The organism is Rhizobium sp. Root1203, assembly GCF_001424945.1.
Classification (GTDB): domain Bacteria; phylum Pseudomonadota; class Alphaproteobacteria; order Rhizobiales; family Rhizobiaceae; genus Rhizobium.
The window spans coordinates 1-16,862 of record NZ_LMCW01000032.1; the positions used below are offsets into that span (position 1 = coordinate 1).

Here is a 16,862-nt window from a genome sequence, read left to right on the forward strand (position 1 = left end):
CCCCCGTCGCTCACCGCGTTGGGGGGAAGGTTCACATGGCTCAATTCTCAATGGAAATTATGCGCCCAACCGGCTCAGTTCTGCGTGGAAACCAACAACTGCGCTGGCAGTTCGCCGATCTCCTGCGAACCATCACCTCCAGGCCGACCTCGAGAAACCTCTGCGGCTACTGGCAGTGTGCCGCACAAAACATCGTTGACCAGGTCTGGCTGCAGGGCGAGCCGCCGGACTAGCGGCTGACCTCCCAGAGGTGGCGACGGCCGTCTGTGGTGCCAGCCTGTCGAACCAGACCCTGTCTTACCAGGCCGTTCAGCGTTGCAGAGAACCTGCTGGTGAGGGCGGACTCCAGCCGTGCAGCTTCGCTTCCAAGGTCCGCCTCGCTTGCGAACTTCTCGGCAATCTCCGCTGTCGTCGTCGGGCGCTCGGAGCGGCGCAGGATGTCGAGCACGATGTGACGGTTGTTTCTGCCCTTGAGAAGTTCCGTGACTCGACCGCTTGCCGTTTCGCGTGAGGAAGCGCGGCGGGTCTTCGAGGGCGACGCAGCTAGTTCGAAGCCAGGTTGGTAGACCTTGATCACCGTCTCGAACGCCACCCTCTGATCATCGAGAACGACGATCTCGCGCCGCAGTTCTTCCATCTTGGAATTGATCTCGGCCAATTTCGCCTTCAATCCGTCAACCACATCCACCATACGCAACACTCCTGAGGTACCCTCAGGAGATAGCATCAGCCCTTATCGGAATCTTGTGGCAACTGCTCCACAATGCCGGAAACATGCATGGACTGGCAATCGGTCACGAAAATATCCCAAACTTGTTCATAGGGCATCTCGAGTGCCACAGCGACCAGAGTGTTTATTTCCTCAGCACTATGAAGTCCCCGCATCCACTCGAGATCAAGATGGCGGTTCCTCCCAAACAAATGAGTTTGCAAAGTTTCCTGCTTGATGTGAGGAAGGCTGCGCCAGTATCGATCGTGGCAGATTGTGCCGTCGAAATCGATAAAGAGAATGGGCTTTCTTTGGTTTCGTTTCAATTTTGAACCCAATCCCACAGGAAATCTGGGATCGCAGTGATAGGGTTAAAAGCTTGCAGTCGCAAGATAGCACCGGAAGCCAAGCAGCGGGCGAATTCACAACCAGCATGCTCAGCCTTCTTCAAAGGAGACCCATTGATATATTGCTCATCTGCGGCAAGCAACAGCCGACAGCCGTGTGTTCACTTTGCATAATTCCGTATGTGGACGGCTCCGCGTTGCAAGGGTTTTGATCGGGTCGCTTGCTTCCATATGTACGGCCTTTGTGTGTGGTCGCACATGACCTCCGGTGGTTTTCGCAACGCGAGTTCCCAACACGGCAACTACCTTAAAAGGCCACTGGAATTGGCGGAGTGTCACGCGTCTTGGATCGATCGATCGCACCATCTGTTTTCCCTTGCCAGTTCACACCGCGACGGAAAAGATGAAGCGCTGCATCGATAACTGCCTGGAATGCTACCGGTAGTGTCTTTCGATGGCGATGACCCAATGCCTGGAGATTGGGGGCGAGCATACCAAGCCCGACCACTTCCGTCTTGTGATGGCTTGCGCGTACAGGACCTCCGCTCATCTCATGTTGACCGCAGCATAAGCATACCTGCAGGGAATGTTCCGAGTCTGCCGCGATTGCGCTGCTGCTGCGAACGCGTTGGAGACATGGAAAGCGGCGTGGACGCCTGCCGCAGCTGCGCCGAGAGCTGTGAGAATATGGCGGCCTAAGTTCGGCTGCCGCACCGGCTTCCTCGTTGCTTGTCGCTCTGCCAAAAATGAACGACCTCAGGGTCCGCGTTAAAGTGTCATCCTTGGCGCCTAGCCCGCCAATTTGCCCTTTTGCGGGAATCCATGTAATAAAGTGCCAGCTCAGGAGGGCCTCGACGATGACAGACATCCAACTGGAGGCGCTCATCGCGCTCATGGAAAAGCGGGCAGAAGACGCCGCGAAATCCCCGGACGATGCACGCCGTCATCTGATGGACGCTGGCATTGTGTCTGCTGATGGCAAACTGGCTCCAGAATATGCGCGCGACGACGAGGCTGAGGAAGCGGCTGCCGCTTGAGTTCAAATTATCCCGCATACGTTCTCGGCTACCACGGCTGTGACAAGGCCGTGGGGATGGCTGCGTTAACTGGCGCATCGCCGCTTCTTCCGAGCGAAAAGGCCTATGATTGGCTTGGTTCCGGCATTTACTTTTGGGAAAACGATCCCGAGCGTGCGCTCGAATGGGCGACGCTGAAAGCTCACTCCGGCGCTTATAAAGAACCCTTCGTGCTCGGCGCAATTATCGACCTCGGCAACTGCCTAGACCTCATTACCCGGAAGTACGTCCCTTTGATCCAAACCAGCTACCGCATGCTGAAAAGCCAGATCGAAGCCACTGGCGGCAAAATGCCGGTGAATTCCGATGCCAAAGGTGACAAAAACTCGGACAAACTGGTTCGGAAGCTGGATTGCGCCGTTATCAACTCCCTTCACGAGATCACTAAAGAAGCCACCCTGCCGGCATTCGACACGGTTCGGGGGCTGTTCCCAGAAGGTGATGAAATCTACGATGGCGCTCGCTTCCACGAGCGTACCCATACGCAGATCGCCGTTCGCAATGACGCATGTATCAAGGGCTTCTTCCTTCCGCGAGGCGAAACGCCAGCGCTTACCTCTCCGGTTTCTCCCTAGGCTGGCCGGTGCGCAGCGCTCGTTATTTTTGTCCGCCAATCCTCGAAAGATCGATCCTCATTCCTGCTTCCGTAGCCTTATCCGGATCGGTCGATTGTGAGGCATCTTCGCTTTCCGAGGGAGGCGCCACGGAATCCGCACCTTCAGTAGGCTGTTCTGAGCGTGTACCAATAAAAATCGGGCCACCAGGATCTTGGGTACGGAACACGTTGTCGCCCTCGAAACTGCCCGTCTTCCAAGCGTAGATCGTATCGTCGACCAACTGCGGAAGAAGCTCCTTATTTGTCGGGTGGCCATACCATTTGGTGACGATCCGAGCGACCTTTGCAAATATGCCCGTCCCTGTTCGCAAATTCGCGCACGCGTCGAACATGTCTGGTTGAAGCTGTGATGCGTCGACGACACCAACACCCGCCGGAAACTGGGTGATGCCGACCCGTACGACGGCATGACCGACATAGTCTCTGACCACCCCCATCGCCTCGTCGGTCGAGCGCGGTTTGGGGATGAGAATCAACCGACCGTCAGCCTTCACGGTGACGGCGAGTGGATCGTCGGAACCGACGGCCGAAACGAACTGCGCGACGATAGCGGGGGTAAGGCTTGGATCGGCGCATTTGGCAATGAGGGCAGCGTCCATGGTCTTTGCTCCAGATCAGGTGTTGAAGGACATCACGAGAGTTTTGTTGAACAGCCGTGCCCAAGCCACGGCGCTGGCGCGCTGTATACCGATGATTGGCGTCCCTTTGGTCCACCAGTCGTTTCCGACGGCGACGACGAGGTCTGGATCGTGAAACATGGACTGCAAGATTGGCCAGACGATGAGTTGCTCGTAGCAAATCAGCGGAGCGACGCGGAGCTCGCCGACAGTAACGACGGGATTGGCGAAGAAGCTCGCCCGCGCACCACCGCTCCTGCCAAGAAACGGAAGCCACGGCTGCCACATCGAGCCAGGCACTGGCATGCGTTCCCGATAGAGGATCTCACTTTCGGTGGCCGAGACGCGAACCAGCACATTGTCATAGCCGTCCGGGTCGACGACCGCCGCACCGGCGATGACGCTCAGATCGGCCTCGGCGAGCTGCTGCCGCCACAGGCGTTCGACCGACGGCGTCCAAAACCCCAGAGCGCTTTCAGGCAAGAGCATGTAGGCGGTGTCGGGTCGACGCTGTAAGCGCAGCGTTGCAACAAGATCACGATGCCGAGCAAGACTGTTATCGCGCCCCAGACTATTTCCGAGCTGCAGGTCGACGCCCTGCCAACCCCGCCCTATGTCCGGAGCGGTCCATGATGCGGCGGACCAGAGCCAGAAGCCTACGAGGGTCATGGCTGCAGCCGGTCTATATCGCGTCGTCATGATTGCGAGACCCGCTGCCACTGCAGCAAGCCCGATCCAACCCCACCCGGGAAAGAGAATGCCGGCCGCTGTGAGCGGATGTGCCCATCCGACGATCCCGAACGGCGGAATAGCCATGAGGATCATCGCGATCAAATAACGCAGGGCTTTCCAGCGGTCGGAACGAGGCGACCAGAGCACAGTGTGAACAAGCACGAAGCCGCTAGAAGCGACCAGCCACAATATCAGCCCCGGCCAGATGTCGGATTGGTAGAAAGCCGCAACGCCTTGCGGCAATCCTCGCGACGCCGCCAGAAAATAGGCGGCCGAAACCAGGCCAGCGGTCCCCCGACTGCGCGCCAGCGACCACAGCGCGGGGAAGGCAATCGCCGCAGGCAGAGACAGGGCATAGCCGCTCCAGCCGAGATAACCTGACGCGGCGGATGCTAGAACGAGGACGAACCGAATCAGGCATTCAGGGCGCATAGGTCAGCACCGGCCTCGCGAGGCCGAGGACGCCGGATACTGGGACCGGCCCGAAATATCGGGAGTCCCAGGATCCAACGAAAGGGGAGTGGAGAAAGACCTCGTCAGCCGGGACGGTCCCGCCTCGATAGGGTCGAAGGGGTCGCCCTTGACCATCTCGACCGACGAGGCGCGAGTGTTCGATTTTGCGTCCATCGACGACCACCTCAGCGGCGATATCGACCCGCTGGCCACCGACCGCGGCCACCGCCTTGATTAGCGGTCCAAAGCCGCCCGGGCATGATCCCGAGCGCAGGTAGCCTCTGGCTTTGCCCTCAAGGATCTGCGGCGTGGGCGGTGGGCAGACGAATACGATGTCGCCTGGCTGAACGGAACGATCGAGAGACACGACACGCCAGATCCCGAGCGGCTCGCTGGGAGTGGTGTTGATCCGCAACCCGCCGGCAAGTCCTGCGACGGCCGTGGCAAGCACGGCGAAGCCAGAGGCGCCGAGAAGGAGAATGGCCGATTGCCGTTGGCGGACTAAACGCGGAACGCTGTGCGTGGGAGAGATCATTTCAGCGACATCCCTTTCGTCTGGGTCTGCCGCATCGCTTCGGCCTGCGTCAGCCCCATCGCAGTCCGCTCGTGAGCGGCCAACTGCTGGACGGTCCGGATCGTGTCCCATGCAGATCGCAGCTCATTCTTCTGCGTCGGCTTCATACCGGCAGATATCGCTTCGAATGCCTTCCCTTCCGCGGTCTTGGCAGCAAGCGGGAGGAAGGTTCGTTCCCCGAAGCGCTCAGCCACGACCTTAGCGAAACCTTCGAGCTCGGCCTTCACTTGTCTGTCGGCCAAGGCGTATTCGAGCCCAGCCGGGATATCGTTGCGATCGATGGCATCGCGCACGCGTTCAAGCACCTGCATTGCGGATGCGGAGAGGGCGGGGATGTCGAGCGAGAGCTTGGTGCGGATCGCGCATTCCTCGTCCTCAAAACGGCTCGCGACCTCCGATCTTTTCGAGATGAAGGCCTGAAGGTCGCGAGCGAGCGCGGGGGCGTTGACCAGGGCTATATCGCGGGCCTGCTTCTCGACGCTCCCTGCAAATAGACCGGTCTTCCCCTTCAGCGCGCCAAAGCTGTCCGGCTGCTCGGCAATCCGGGCAATCGTGGTTCCGGCCGACACCTCATTCGCCAGCATGGCATCGACGTTGACCGCTTTGAAGGCCGCCTGCGGGTCGGCATAGACGTGGTGGAAACGCGCGGAGATCTCCTGCCAATCGGCTTTCAGCGCAGGGTCGGCGGAGAGCTTGTCTTCGACCGTTTGGCCAATCGAGTTTGGGAAAGTGGTCGTGCCTGAAACCATGGGTTTTACCTCCTTGGCGGACGATGATAGGGATGCGGTTGGCTTGGCCGTGCTGAGGCCGAGCTTCTCTGCGACCGCGGCAAGACGTGCGCCGAGTTCGACAAGCTTTGCGGCTTGTCGAACGGTCCATTGAAGGTGATCGTGGGCGATGGTGCGGGCGACGTTGACGAGGTTCAGACCACGGGCTTGCGCAAAGCGAAGTGCCTGCGCGTAGAAGCGCGCGCCGGTATAGTCCAGTGTCGTCTCCTTCGCATTGGAGCGGGAGAGTAGCTTGATCAGCCCGCCGGCCTTGGCGAAGGACCGAGCGCCGTAATAGACGGCGAGGTCCTCGCGATGGCGGGTCATTGCGACATAGGTCAGGTGCCGGTCGAGGGAGAGGGAAGCGAGGACCTTGACCTGATCGACGGTCGCTCCCTGGCTGCGATGCACTGTGATGGCGTAGCCATGATCGACATTGTTGTAGAAGCGCTGCTCGACGCTCACTTGACGTACATGCTCGCCGTCACCGATCTCAGCCACAAGCCGACCAGACGATACTTGAACGACCTTGGCCAGCATGCCGTTCTTGACCCCGAGCGAGCTTTCGTTCTTCAGGAACACAATCTGGTCGCCGGCTGCAAACGTCCTGTCGCCGTCGGCCGTCTTGAAGGCATGACCGCCGTCGAGAAGTCCTCGCTCGATCAGTTTCTCGCGGGCACGCTCGTTGAGCATCCGAACGTCTCGGCGCAGGTGCGCGAGGATGAGGGAGGACTTGGCCGGATCGTAGTCCCGGCTCCAATCGGCGATCAGGTCACTGACGGCTTCCTCCTTGAGATCCGAGCCTACAAACCTGCCGGCCGCTTGATAGGCTTCTACAGCCGCGCCGATATTTCCGCGGGCCAAGTCGAGCGATGCATCGCGCATCCATTGTTCGCGCTGGCGATAGATCGTCTCCAGTTCCGCGTAGCCGATACGATCGGCAATGGCTCGAAACGCTGCTCCCGCTTCGATCGGCTGCAGCTGTTCTGGATCGCCGACAAGGACGAGTTTTGCCCCAGCCTTTGTGACCGTCTCGACCAAAAGCGCCATCTGTCTGGAAGAGACCATGCCAGCCTCGTCGAGTACGAAGATCGTCTTGTCGTCCAGCTGGTTGCGGCCCTGGCTCCAGCGAAGTTCCCAGGACGACAAGGTGCGAGAGCCGATACCGGCTTCCTCCTCGAGACCCTCGGCCGCTTTGCCGGCAAGTGCCCCACCGACAACGCGATAGCCGGCCGCTTCCCAGGCTTCGCGTGCCGCCTTCATCATCGTCGTCTTGCCGGCGCCGGCACGGCCGATCACAGCGGCGATCCGCTCCGGACCTGCGACATGTTCGATAGCGGTTCGCTGCTCATCCGACAGGCGATCATGCCGCGTGAATACGCTGCTCAGACCTGCTTTGCTGACACCGTGAGAGGCGCGCTTGGACAGTGAGACCGCACGGTTGGCCATCTCGGCTTCAAGCCGGATAAGCTCCCGCGTTGTGTACTTCGGCGGCGCCCTGACGCCTGTGACGAGATCCATGCGCTCGCGATCGAGCCGGAGCGTTTGCCGGCTCTGCAGGATTTGCGCCATCAGGTTCTGGAAGAGCGCCGCATCGTCGATGTAGCGATAGAGGATCTTGGCGATATCGCGTTCGTCGAAGACGCTCTTCTCGCGGGTCATCAGGTCCAGAACGGTCTCCGGATTGCGCTGGATCCGCCGGGCGTTCTCGGCGCGGCGCTCCTCCTGCAGCTCCAGCCGCTCGAGCGCGACCTTCTCCTCCTCCCATCCGGCTGTATTGGCGCCCTTCCGCTCGATCGCCTTCGTCCCAACGCCAAGATGAATGGTCGGCGTCAGTTCTATCCCCTGCTTCTCGAAGGAGCGGCCATCGATGCGGATGTCGAGGCCGGCGAGCGCCAGGTGCCGGTTCTGGCAGGCGAACCAGCCGTCGCGAAACGCGTTGAAGTCGTCGGCGCTTCCCGCCCATAGCTCATAGACGATCTTGCCAGCTTCGTTGCGAACCGGTTTGCCGTTTGGCCCCAGAACCGCGACCTTCTTAGCGCCGAACCCGTCTTGGGTTAGCGGCCGCAAGGTTGTCATCAGGTGAATATGCGGATTGCCCGGCGCATCATGAAACACCCAGTCGGCGACCATGCCTTTGGCGGTGATGTGGCGCTCGACGAAGTCGCGGACCAACGCAATGTTCTGTTCGTTCGAAAGCTCGATCGGCAGGGCGATGGTCACGTCCTTGGCGAGCTGCGCATCGGCGCGCTTCTCGAAGGCCTCGACCTCGTTCCAGAAGGCTTCCGACGCACCCGAGACCGAACGATCTGACATCATCGACCGTAGCCAGTCGGGTGCGTCTTCGGGAATGACGAACTCCTCATGCAGCAGCCCTTGCTTACTGACGTAGTCGATCGTCCGGGCTTCCCGCTCGAACTCCATCTTGGCGCAGTGCCGGTAGGCCGCCGACAGCACCGCGCTGCGGCCGGAACCGCGAGCTACGATGCTGACTGAGAAATGCGGGACGGCCACGGCGAGAACGAGCTCCTAGATCGAACAATTTCAATGCGTTCGTCGAGAGCGGCTGGCCCAATGCAGTCCATTGGCAGGGCCCTTGAGCAGGGCGTCGCGTCAGCGACGTATAATTGCGCCCTTGGATCCGCTCCTTCGGAACGGCGGGATCATTCGCCAAAAGCTGACGCTTTGGCGAGGTGCAACATTGCACCTTTCCAGCGGGAGAAAATTCGGGGCAGGGTTCGTCTTCATCGAACCATTGGCAACGAGGAAGCGACGCCCATGAAGAAGCCAACTGCCAAGATCCGGGAGGAGATTGCTCGCCTGCAAGAGCAGCTCAAGCAGGCGGAAACACGTGACGCCGAGCGCATCGGGCGTATCGCGATACGGGCAGGGCTCGGAGAGATCGAGATCGAAGAGGCTGAACTTCTGTCGGCGTTCGAAGAGGTCGCCAACCGGTTTCGCGGAGAAACGAAACCCGCTCACCGGCGCAAGTCTGCGACCACGCCGCCGAACGGCGCTGGCGAGGCTGCGGGCCAATCTGCGGAGGCGTGAGCGAATGCAGAAGATGACGGCGACCGAAGCCCGCAAGAAGGACGCGCGGGAAAAGATCGAGCTTGGCGGCCTGATCGTCAAGGCAGGCTTGCGTTACGAGAAACGCGCGCTCCTGCTCGGGCTTCTGATCGATGCCGGCGCGCGGATCAAGGCTGACGAGGCGGAGCGCACTCGTCTGAGTGAACTCGGCGCAAAGGCATTCGCGGATGACGCCTAAGAGGATCTTTGTCGGTGGTATCCCACCCGTAGCCATGCTGGCAATCGCCGTGGCTGTCCCGGGCATCGAACGCTGGCTCTCGGCATTTGGAACGACGGATCAGTCGAAGCTGATGCTCGGGCGGATCGGGCTCGCACTGCCCTATGCGCTCGCCGGGGCATGTGGGCTCATGTTTCTGTTCGGCATGAGGGGATCGATCAATGTCAAGACCGCGGGCTGGAGCGTTGCCGCGGGCGGTCTCGGTGTCATCGCCGTCGCAGCGCTTAGGGAGGGATCGCGCCTGCTGGCTTTTGCCGGTCAAGTCCCAACGGGAAGGACGCTTCTGTCCTTTGCCGATCCTTCGACCATCGCAGGAGCGAGCACCGCGCTGCTCGCGACATTCTTCGCGCTGCGTGTTGCGAGGATGGGCAATGCGGCGTTTTCGCGAAGCGAGCCAAGGCGCATTCAGGGCAAACGCGCCCTGCACGGAGAAGCGGACTGGATGACGATGCAAGATGCCGAAAAGCTCTTTCCTCAAACAGGAGGCATCGTCATAGGCGAGCGATATCGCGTCGATCGCGACGATCCGGCGGCCACGTCGTTTCGGCCAGGCGAGCCGACGACCTGGGGCAGGGGCGGTTCCGCACCGCTGCTCTGCTTCGACGGCTCGTTCGGCTCATCGCATGGGATCGTTTTCGCCGGTTCAGGTGGTTTCAAGACCACGTCTGTCACGATCCCGACGGCGCTCAAGTGGGGCGGCTCTCTTGTCGTGCTCGATCCGTCCAATGAGGTGGCGCCGATGGTGATGGAGCACCGGCGCAAGGCAGGCCGGCGTGTGATCGTCCTCGATCCGAAGAACGCCGGCTCGGGCTTCAACGCGCTCGACTGGATCGGTCGCCACGGCGGCACCAAGGAAGAGGATATCGCAGCCGTCGCGTCATGGATCATGAGCGACAGCGGCCGCGCGACTGGCGTCCGCGACGACTTCTTTCGCGCATCCGGTCTTCAGCTTCTGATCGCGATGATTGCCGACGTTTGTCTGTCCGGACATACGGACGCGAAGCACCAGACATTACGTCAGGTTCGATCCAATCTTTCAGAGCCGGAGCCAAAGCTCCGCGCGCGCCTGCAGGAGATCTACGACAATTCAGCGTCCGACTTCGTGAAGGAGAATGTCGCCGCCTTCGTCAACATGACGCCCGAGACCTTTTCCGGCGTCTATGCCAATGCGATCAAGGAAACACATTGGCTGAGCTATACGAACTACGGCGCACTGGTGTCCGGCTCGAGCTTCTCCACCGAGGCGCTGGCCGACGGCGAAACCGACGTCTTCATCAACATCGACCTCAAGACCCTGGAGACGCATTCCGGGCTGGCACGCGTCATCATCGGCTCCTTCCTCAACGCGATCTACAACCGCGACGGCGCGATCAAGGGGAGGGCCTTGTTCCTCCTCGATGAGGTCGCAAGGCTCGGCTACATGCGGGTGCTGGAGACGGCGCGCGACGCCGGCCGGAAATATGGCATTACGCTGACCATGATCTATCAGTCGATCGGCCAACTGCGGGAAACCTATGGTGGGCGCGACGCATCCAGCAAGTGGTTCGAGAGTGCCAGCTGGATCTCGTTTGCGGCAATCAACGATCCTGAAACGGCCGACTATATCTCGCGCCGATGCGGCACCACGACAGTCGAGATCGATCAGGTCAGCCGCAGTTTCCAATCGCGCGGGTCGTCACGAACCCGCTCGAAACAGCTCGCCTCCAGGCAGCTGATCCAGCCGCACGAAGTCCTGCGCATGCGTGCGGACGAGCAGATCGTCTTCACCGCCGGCAACGCACCATTGCGATGCGGCCGCGCGATCTGGTTCCGTCGACCGGACATGAAGGCCTGCGTCGGCGAAAACAGGTTTCAACAGCGCGCTGAGCGTACCGAAGCCCCGGCTTCGTCCGAGCCAAACTGAACGCGGAAGGATCATAATGCGATATTGGGAGGCCTGTGAGGCGCAGGTTTCGGCTGAAGACGCAATCGAAGAATGCCGAATCCACGACGTGACAGCCGCCGTCCGAGAAGATGACAAGGCATTGGTCGATGAAGCCACTGGCGAGGTCATTGCTCATGCCGATGGGGAGGGAGAATATTATGGCGCAGATATCCTCGGCTATCTCGGGTACTGATCAATGCCGCCGCGACCGCGAGAGGATCGTGACCCGAATGGGCGGAGATCGCTTGCGGGCTTCGTTCGCCGTGGCGAATAGAGCCGTACGCCAAAGGCGGATCGCCCAAGACGTGACGCTTGGAAAGCTTCACCAGATTGAATCGATAGCCCGAAACCGATTCATAATTGTCGTTGGACCGCAGACTCTGAACGCGCGATTCTCGGCCATGATCGCACAGCCTTACCAGCTCTATGTCGAACGCAAAGACCGCGCCAAGAATATGGCTCGCTTCTATTCGATGTCGATCGACGCCAACCTGTTTGGTGAACTCTGCCTGACGCGACGGTGGGGCAGGATCGGCGCAAAAGGGCAGACGTTGATCCATCACTTCGAGCGGGAACAGGATGCCGTTGCCCTCTTCCTGGACCTGACTCGACAGAAGCGCGCCCGAGGCTATCGAACAACGTCAGCCGCCGCCCGCGAATCTGATAGTTCCGCTCCTTCTATCGTCACCAACTGTGCCCCGCTGTGAGATTTTCTTTCACAACATGTGGAAATCACCATTTTGAAGGCGCTCTGCCGCATTGCGTCGATGACATCTCCTGACTCGTCTGCCACCAATTCCCTATTTGGAACACACAAGGAAATGGCATGACCACCACCAACGAGATTGCAGACAAGATCGCAGCCGGCAACGGCCTGACAAAAGCCGAGGCAAAAGGCATCGTCGAGGCCGTGTTCAAGGCGATAGCCGACGCGGCAGCCTCCGACGCTGAAACATCCATTCCTGGATTTGGAAAGTTCAAAGTCAAAGCCTCGCCGGAGCGTGAGGGCCGAAATCCCGCGACCGGCGAAGCGATGAAAATCGCCGCTTCCAAGAAACTAGCTTTCACGCCCGCAAAAGCGCTCAAGGATGCTCTGAACAAGTAAGCGGCAGCCGCCGGTTTCCAACAGAGCTGCTCGGCTTTTTGCAATTGGCGCGGGAGGGCGGTTGCTCGCTGGCTCGTAAAAAGAACGCGGCCGTCCGGCCGCGCCGGTTATCAACAGGCTCCGCCGCCACTACAGCGCTGTGTGGGCGCGTTCTGGCTCCGCCTGCTTCGACAGATTTCTTCTGAATTCTGCCTTTGCCCCTTTGGGGTTGATAACCGGAAGGCGCTACGCGCCAGATTCTGAGGGACGGTCGTTCGTCGGCCGTAAAAGACCAACCCGCCACTCGACACCGGGCCTTCTCGATCGGCGTCGGCATGAAAATTCCCCGTCTCGTGCCCAGGAAACCTATTGGACCGGCCACTGATGGCCGGTCCAATAGCCATAGAACAGGCGTCACTCAGCTTGCCCTGCTCGCTCGTCTCGTTTTGGCTGGAGATCGTGGAGATAGGTGACGGCCTTTTCCGCAAACGATGCCGCCTGAAAAATTGCGCGCTTGTCATTCTTCAGAACCGACAACCATGACTTGATGTAAGCGGCGTGATCGTCGCGTGGTTCAATGGAGAGGCCGAGGTCTGCCGCAAAGAAACCGCTTCCAAGTTCGGCGACCAACTCCTCGCGTGCATAACCTTCATCGCCCCATGACTTGCGGCCGAAATCCCGGTCAAGTCGAGACTTTGCCTTGGTCCAATGGATTGCTTCGTGAGCGAGCGTGGTCGCATGGGCTTCCGCTGATACGAAAGCATTGAAGTGCGGCATCTGGATGAAGTCGCCTGTGGGGCTATAGAATGCATTGTTACCACCTTCGCGGATATCCGCTCCCAGGTTAGAAAAGAAGGCGTCTGCTTTCTTAAGACGATCTTTCTTGTCGGAGGCGTCGGGTCCGGGCTTTGCATAGAAGTGCTCTGGCAAGCCTTCGATTTGGTCAGCACAAAAAACGCTATATCCCTTTAGAAACGGAATACGCCGTTCCTTTTCCCTACCCTCTTCGTGGTCCTCCTTCTTTTCAATTGCGCCCGAATAGACGACAAGGCTGGATTTCTCACCCTTCCTGACCTGTGCACCAAGCTCTTGAGCCTGACTGTATGTCATCCAGTATACCGACTGAAGGCCGCGCTCCGCCGCCGTCATCCACAAAAGCACCGTATTGATTCCGCGATAGGCAACGCCACTGTAACGAAGCGGCCGGATGGGTGATTGACCCGCGCCCCACGGCTGCATCCAAGGCCGCGTTCCTTGTTCCAGCTTCGCCACGATGGCAGCCGTAACGCGCTCATACACATCGCTACGTGGTGCTGTAGTCTTCGTTGAACTCTTCGACATGTCGCTTCTCCGTTTTTCGCGAAGCGGCCTAGCTCTGCCAATCGGGCAGGAGCCCCGCTCCTGTTCCCGAGCAACCGGCGATCCGGTCGGGAGAGAGGGGGACAAACGGAAAATCGGGAGGGGGATCACCCGCCGGAACGGACTGCCCTGGTCCGCGCGCGGATCCAGGTCTGATCCTGCACGAATGTGCCATCGGCTCAGTCGGAAGGACGGGGAAACCCGATTATGTGATTGTGGGGGAGAGAGCGGCGGCCGGTCTTTTCCCGCTGTAAGAACAGTGACTGCATGAAGTGCAGACCGCACTATCTTGAGGTCTAGTTGCCACGAGAGACCGTCCCAGCCACCCTGGACGCGTGATAACATACTCTTCCTTGCGCGGATTTTCAGATTGTCTCGCCGCAGGGATATCCGGCACAGTGATGACTTAGGGTCAACACTTCGGTAAAGGTGGCCAAACTCTCATCTTGTTGCCAGGCATCCCCTACAGATAATAAAGGCCATGCCCACTCGGCGGACAAACGCGAAGGACTAAACTTTATGAAAAAGCCACAGAGGAACTTCGTGGTCGAGTTCAAATCAGGCAGCCGGCGACAGGCCCCGAAGCCAACCTCCATCTGGGGAAACGTTGACCTCAAGGCCATTTCGCTCGAGGTCGAAACAGATGCATCGGGTCAGGTTCTTCAAGCGACGGCGAAAAGCGCGAATAGTGCTCCGTCTAGCCTGCGAATACGCGAGCAGATGTTGACTAAAACCATCGAGCAGCCAAAAACTGTGCTGCCACCACAGGAGGAACGTATGGCCGAAGAAACCGCCCCAATGCCAAGTGCCGACAACACAAGCATCGAGACCGCGACACCGATAGCCGAACCTAGAAAGCGCCGCGGACGTCAGGCCAAAACTGTTGCTCCGAAAATGGCCGCGGGCGATGAGAAGACCACACCCGCAAAACCTGCAAGGAAACCACGCGTAGCAAAGCCTGTTACAGTGGCAGAGGCAAAGGTTGCGACAAAGCAACCGCGTAAGACGCGCGTGCCTAAGGAGGTACCTGCGGCCGGGAGTACTCTTGCAGCACACGAGCTGGCCGATCTGCTTCAGCTTGAAGAAGAAAACCAGGAGCTGAGAAAGCAGTTAGCGGAAAAGCTGCGCACCGAGAACGCTGATCTTCGCAAACGCCTCGGCCATTCGTAACCTCTTCAAACGCCGGTTTGCCGGCGCTTAATCGATCCGTCCTGGCAATGCGCGATCATTGCCGGATGGACATGCTGTTTGACGGCCGTGTTGCACGGATCGGGTCGTAATCAGCATTAAGCTTTTCAGCAGATGATCAGCTGACACGCTCGTAGTTTGCGCGTCCGAAGGCGGATATGCGGTTCAGCGCGCTAGCGGCGATGTGCGTTTCGGTGGTCTGGTTTTCGATGTTCTTGGCGTGCAGCCGGTCTCGGCCTGCCAGGCCATCCGGCCGTGTTTTGCGATATGCTCGATATGCTGGTTCCGCTGGCAATTGCCGCCGGGAACAGCGTACTTCGGAGGCGGGACGGTCCGCAGATTGCGAGATTGTCGTGAGCATCGATCCAGTCGCACGGCGCTCCACCATCATCACAAGTCAACTTCCCGTATCGACCTGGCATGGTCATCGGCAATCCAACCTACGCTGATGCCGTCCTCGATCGCCTTGTTCACAACGCACACCGTATCGATCTGTCAGGGGAAAGCTTGCGGCGAAATCAAACTCGAAAATCTTGACTCCTGACGATCAACGACTGACAACAATCAAGACGAGCAGGACCCGGCCTCAAGGGGGCGGCTAATTCTCGGAATCCGGGGGCGCAATCATCTCGGAATGAAGGGGCGGCTTCATCGGAATCTGCACATCAGCTTCGCAATCGACCGCATGAAGCCTGAGTCGGCCCCTGAAGAATTAAAGGGGCACAGATATACGGTAGAGGGCTTGGCCTTCCGAAAGACCGTTTTTGTATCATAGTGACGGATAATCTGATTGCACCTGTGGTGCCGCCCGAATGAACTCATTGAGTTTTCGGCATTCACTATCGACGGCAAGCAAGCGAGGATACGCTGATAAGTCGCACTCGAACCTGCGTGCATTGTCCATCTGAGGGACGAGGCATGCCTCGGCCAACCCCGGACGATCTGCAAAACAGAATTGGAATCGTGTCGGCTGTCGCGAGAGTTGGAGTTCCAAACTCGTCAGGGCTTCGCTAAGCCAATGGCGATACCACATTCGAATTTCTGTCTCGTCAGCTTTGAGAACGTCTCCTAAATATCGCCGTATGCGGTTGTTATTGATTGGATGCAGATCAGATGTGATGACGTTGGCAAACGCTCTCACGTTAGCCTTAAGTACCGGATCGGTAGGCAAAATACTGGGTTCTGGGAAGAGTTCTTCGAGCAACTCCATGATCGCCATCGACTGCGTGACTACGCATCCATCAATTTCCAGAGCAGGCATCAGCCCTTGCGGATTGATTTTGCGATAGTCTGGCGAGGACAGGGAAGGTATCGCCACGTATTCATACTGTAGGCCCTTGAGGTTGAGCACGATCCGAACACGTTGACCGGCGGAGTTTTGATATCGAGTGTATAAGCGCAACATCGTCATTTTGGACTACTTTGCCCCCAGACGCGGCTCTGTCCCAGACAATAGCCGTTGAATGTTGGCACGATGGCGAGCAATCACGTAAATAGCGCCGGCGATCACCAGCAATCGATAGGGTAGCGGTTGCTCGATCCCGAAAACGAGAGCTATTGCCGCCAACGCTGCAAGCATCGAACTGAGGGAAACGATTCTATCGATAGCCAGCGTGGCACCAAACACTACCGCCGTACCTACACCTACTTGCCAGGACATAGCCAATAACACCCCCAGCCCGGTTGCGGCGGATTTCCCCCCTGTAAAATTCAGCCAAATTGAACGACTATGCCCCAACAATGCAGTAAGTCCGGCCAGACAAACAGCCCAAGGCTCCCAGGCTTGCAGTTCCAGAGCTGGCGGCGGCGCGCTCGACAACCAGCGAGCAACGGCGACAGCTACGGCACCTTTCAGCAAATCTGTTGCGAGGACCACCGCAGCAGGGAGCTTGCCAAGTGTCCGCAATACATTCGTTGCACCGGTGGATTTGGAGCCGTGCTCCCGAATATCGATACCCTTGAGCAGCTTCCCCGCCAGATATCCCGTTGGAATAGAGCCTAAAAGATAGGCGATCACCAGCCCAGCCGCATTTGCTATCCAAAAAGCCATGGGAGTCCCTTCAACATTTTGATTTCAAACAAACGCTCTTCGTCGTCTATGTCGTTGAC

At 59.0% G+C, this 16,862-nt stretch carries 19 protein-coding genes and 2 pseudogenes; 12 read left to right on the forward strand and 9 right to left on the reverse strand.

The window, feature by feature from the left end:
• A partial coding sequence (locus ASC97_RS24040) for a hypothetical protein (protein ID WP_210171779.1) occupies window positions 1-233 on the forward strand: 233 nt, incomplete at its 5' end.
• On the opposite strand, the gene ASC97_RS24045 is transcribed toward ASC97_RS24040, so the two are convergent.
• Together ASC97_RS24045 and ASC97_RS34260 are read right to left on the reverse strand one after the other, a co-directional pair.
• A complete protein-coding gene (locus ASC97_RS24045) occupies window positions 230-691 on the reverse strand; it encodes a hypothetical protein (RefSeq protein ID WP_057470866.1) in 462 nt (153 codons plus the stop codon). The genes ASC97_RS24040 and ASC97_RS24045 overlap by 4 nt on opposite strands.
• A gap of 35 nt (window positions 692-726) precedes the next feature.
• Window positions 727-1,035, reverse strand: a complete 309-nt coding sequence (locus tag ASC97_RS34260; protein WP_156390451.1) for a hypothetical protein — start codon at window positions 1,033-1,035, stop codon at window positions 727-729.
• A gap of 475 nt (window positions 1,036-1,510) precedes the next feature.
• Here ASC97_RS34260 and ASC97_RS35685 point away from each other — a divergent pair.
• The 3 genes and pseudogenes from ASC97_RS35685 (at window position 1,511) to ASC97_RS24065 (ending at window position 2,707) form a co-directional block, all read left to right on the forward strand.
• Window positions 1,511-1,755, forward strand: a pseudogene (locus ASC97_RS35685) (four-helix bundle copper-binding protein).
• 158 nt (window positions 1,756-1,913) lie between these two features.
• Entirely contained in the window at window positions 1,914-2,093 is a 180-nt protein-coding gene (locus ASC97_RS24060; protein ID WP_057470868.1) for a hypothetical protein, read from the forward strand.
• Window positions 2,090-2,707, forward strand: a complete 618-nt coding sequence (locus ASC97_RS24065) for a hypothetical protein (RefSeq protein WP_057470869.1) — start codon at window positions 2,090-2,092, stop codon at window positions 2,705-2,707. The genes ASC97_RS24060 and ASC97_RS24065 overlap by 4 nt, the downstream gene beginning before the upstream one ends.
• A 22-nt stretch (window positions 2,708-2,729) precedes the next feature.
• On the opposite strand, the gene ASC97_RS24070 is transcribed toward ASC97_RS24065, so the two are convergent.
• The 4 genes from ASC97_RS24070 to traA are packed head-to-tail and all read right to left on the reverse strand — an operon-like array spanning window position 2,730 to window position 8,405.
• Entirely contained in the window at window positions 2,730-3,347 is a 618-nt protein-coding gene (locus ASC97_RS24070; protein WP_057470870.1) for a TraH family protein, read from the reverse strand.
• A 15-nt stretch (window positions 3,348-3,362) separates the two neighbouring features.
• Window positions 3,363-4,529, reverse strand: coding sequence for a conjugal transfer protein TraB (locus ASC97_RS24075; RefSeq protein WP_057470871.1), 1,167 nt, complete (start codon window positions 4,527-4,529; stop codon window positions 3,363-3,365).
• Window positions 4,519-5,085: a conjugative transfer signal peptidase TraF gene (traF, locus tag ASC97_RS24080; RefSeq protein WP_057470872.1), complete on the reverse strand. Its 567-nt coding sequence runs from the start codon at window positions 5,083-5,085 to the stop codon at window positions 4,519-4,521. Before traF ends, ASC97_RS24075 begins: the two co-directional genes overlap by 11 nt.
• Window positions 5,082-8,405, reverse strand: a complete 3,324-nt coding sequence (gene traA / locus ASC97_RS24085) for a Ti-type conjugative transfer relaxase TraA (protein WP_057470873.1) — start codon at window positions 8,403-8,405, stop codon at window positions 5,082-5,084. Before traA ends, traF begins: the two co-directional genes overlap by 4 nt.
• Window positions 8,406-8,669: 264 nt before the next feature.
• Here traA and traC point away from each other — a divergent pair, with 264 nt between their 5' ends.
• The 6 genes from traC (at window position 8,670) to ASC97_RS24115 (ending at window position 12,227) form a co-directional block, all read left to right on the forward strand.
• A complete protein-coding gene (gene traC / locus ASC97_RS24090) occupies window positions 8,670-8,942 on the forward strand; it encodes a conjugal transfer protein TraC (RefSeq protein ID WP_057470874.1) in 273 nt (90 codons plus the stop codon).
• Between the two features lie 4 nt (window positions 8,943-8,946).
• On the forward strand, window positions 8,947-9,159 hold the full coding sequence (traD, locus tag ASC97_RS24095) for a conjugal transfer protein TraD (RefSeq protein ID WP_028744237.1): 213 nt from the start codon (window positions 8,947-8,949) through the stop codon (window positions 9,157-9,159).
• The gene (gene traG / locus ASC97_RS24100; RefSeq protein WP_057470875.1) at window positions 9,149-11,101 is read left to right on the forward strand and encodes a Ti-type conjugative transfer system protein TraG; all 1,953 of its coding nucleotides are present in this window, start codon (window positions 9,149-9,151) and stop codon (window positions 11,099-11,101) included. The genes traD and traG overlap by 11 nt, the downstream gene beginning before the upstream one ends.
• 16 nt (window positions 11,102-11,117) lie before the next feature.
• Complete coding sequence (locus ASC97_RS24105; RefSeq protein ID WP_057470876.1) at window positions 11,118-11,315, forward strand: hypothetical protein; 198 nt, start codon at window positions 11,118-11,120, stop codon at window positions 11,313-11,315.
• Window positions 11,316-11,523: 208 nt separating this feature from the next.
• Window positions 11,524-11,829, forward strand: coding sequence for a WGR domain-containing protein (locus ASC97_RS24110; protein WP_057470891.1), 306 nt, complete (start codon window positions 11,524-11,526; stop codon window positions 11,827-11,829).
• Window positions 11,830-11,948: 119 nt separating this feature from the next.
• Complete coding sequence (locus ASC97_RS24115) at window positions 11,949-12,227, forward strand: HU family DNA-binding protein (protein WP_057470877.1); 279 nt, start codon at window positions 11,949-11,951, stop codon at window positions 12,225-12,227.
• Between the two features lie 393 nt (window positions 12,228-12,620).
• On the opposite strand, the gene ASC97_RS24120 is transcribed toward ASC97_RS24115, so the two are convergent.
• Window positions 12,621-13,547: an ArdC family protein gene (locus tag ASC97_RS24120; protein WP_057470878.1), complete on the reverse strand. Its 927-nt coding sequence runs from the start codon at window positions 13,545-13,547 to the stop codon at window positions 12,621-12,623.
• Between the two features lie 537 nt (window positions 13,548-14,084).
• On the opposite strand from ASC97_RS24120, the gene ASC97_RS24125 reads away from it, so the two are divergent.
• Window positions 14,085-14,735, forward strand: a complete 651-nt coding sequence (locus tag ASC97_RS24125; RefSeq protein WP_057470879.1) for a hypothetical protein — start codon at window positions 14,085-14,087, stop codon at window positions 14,733-14,735.
• A 380-nt stretch (window positions 14,736-15,115) separates the two neighbouring features.
• Window positions 15,116-15,290, forward strand: a pseudogene (locus tag ASC97_RS33445) (ATP-binding protein); the annotation flags it as partial.
• Between the two features lie 232 nt (window positions 15,291-15,522).
• On the opposite strand, the gene maiA reads toward ASC97_RS33445, so the two are convergent.
• Both maiA and plsY read right to left on the reverse strand, forming a co-directional pair.
• Window positions 15,523-16,164 carry a maleylacetoacetate isomerase gene (gene maiA / locus ASC97_RS24135; RefSeq protein WP_057470881.1) on the reverse strand — a complete coding sequence of 214 codons (642 nt, stop codon included), beginning with the start codon at window positions 16,162-16,164 and terminating at the stop codon, window positions 15,523-15,525.
• A gap of 6 nt (window positions 16,165-16,170) precedes the next feature.
• The gene (gene plsY, locus ASC97_RS24140; protein ID WP_057470882.1) at window positions 16,171-16,803 is read right to left on the reverse strand and encodes a glycerol-3-phosphate 1-O-acyltransferase PlsY; all 633 of its coding nucleotides are present in this window, start codon (window positions 16,801-16,803) and stop codon (window positions 16,171-16,173) included.
• Window positions 16,804-16,862 lie beyond the last annotated feature (59 nt).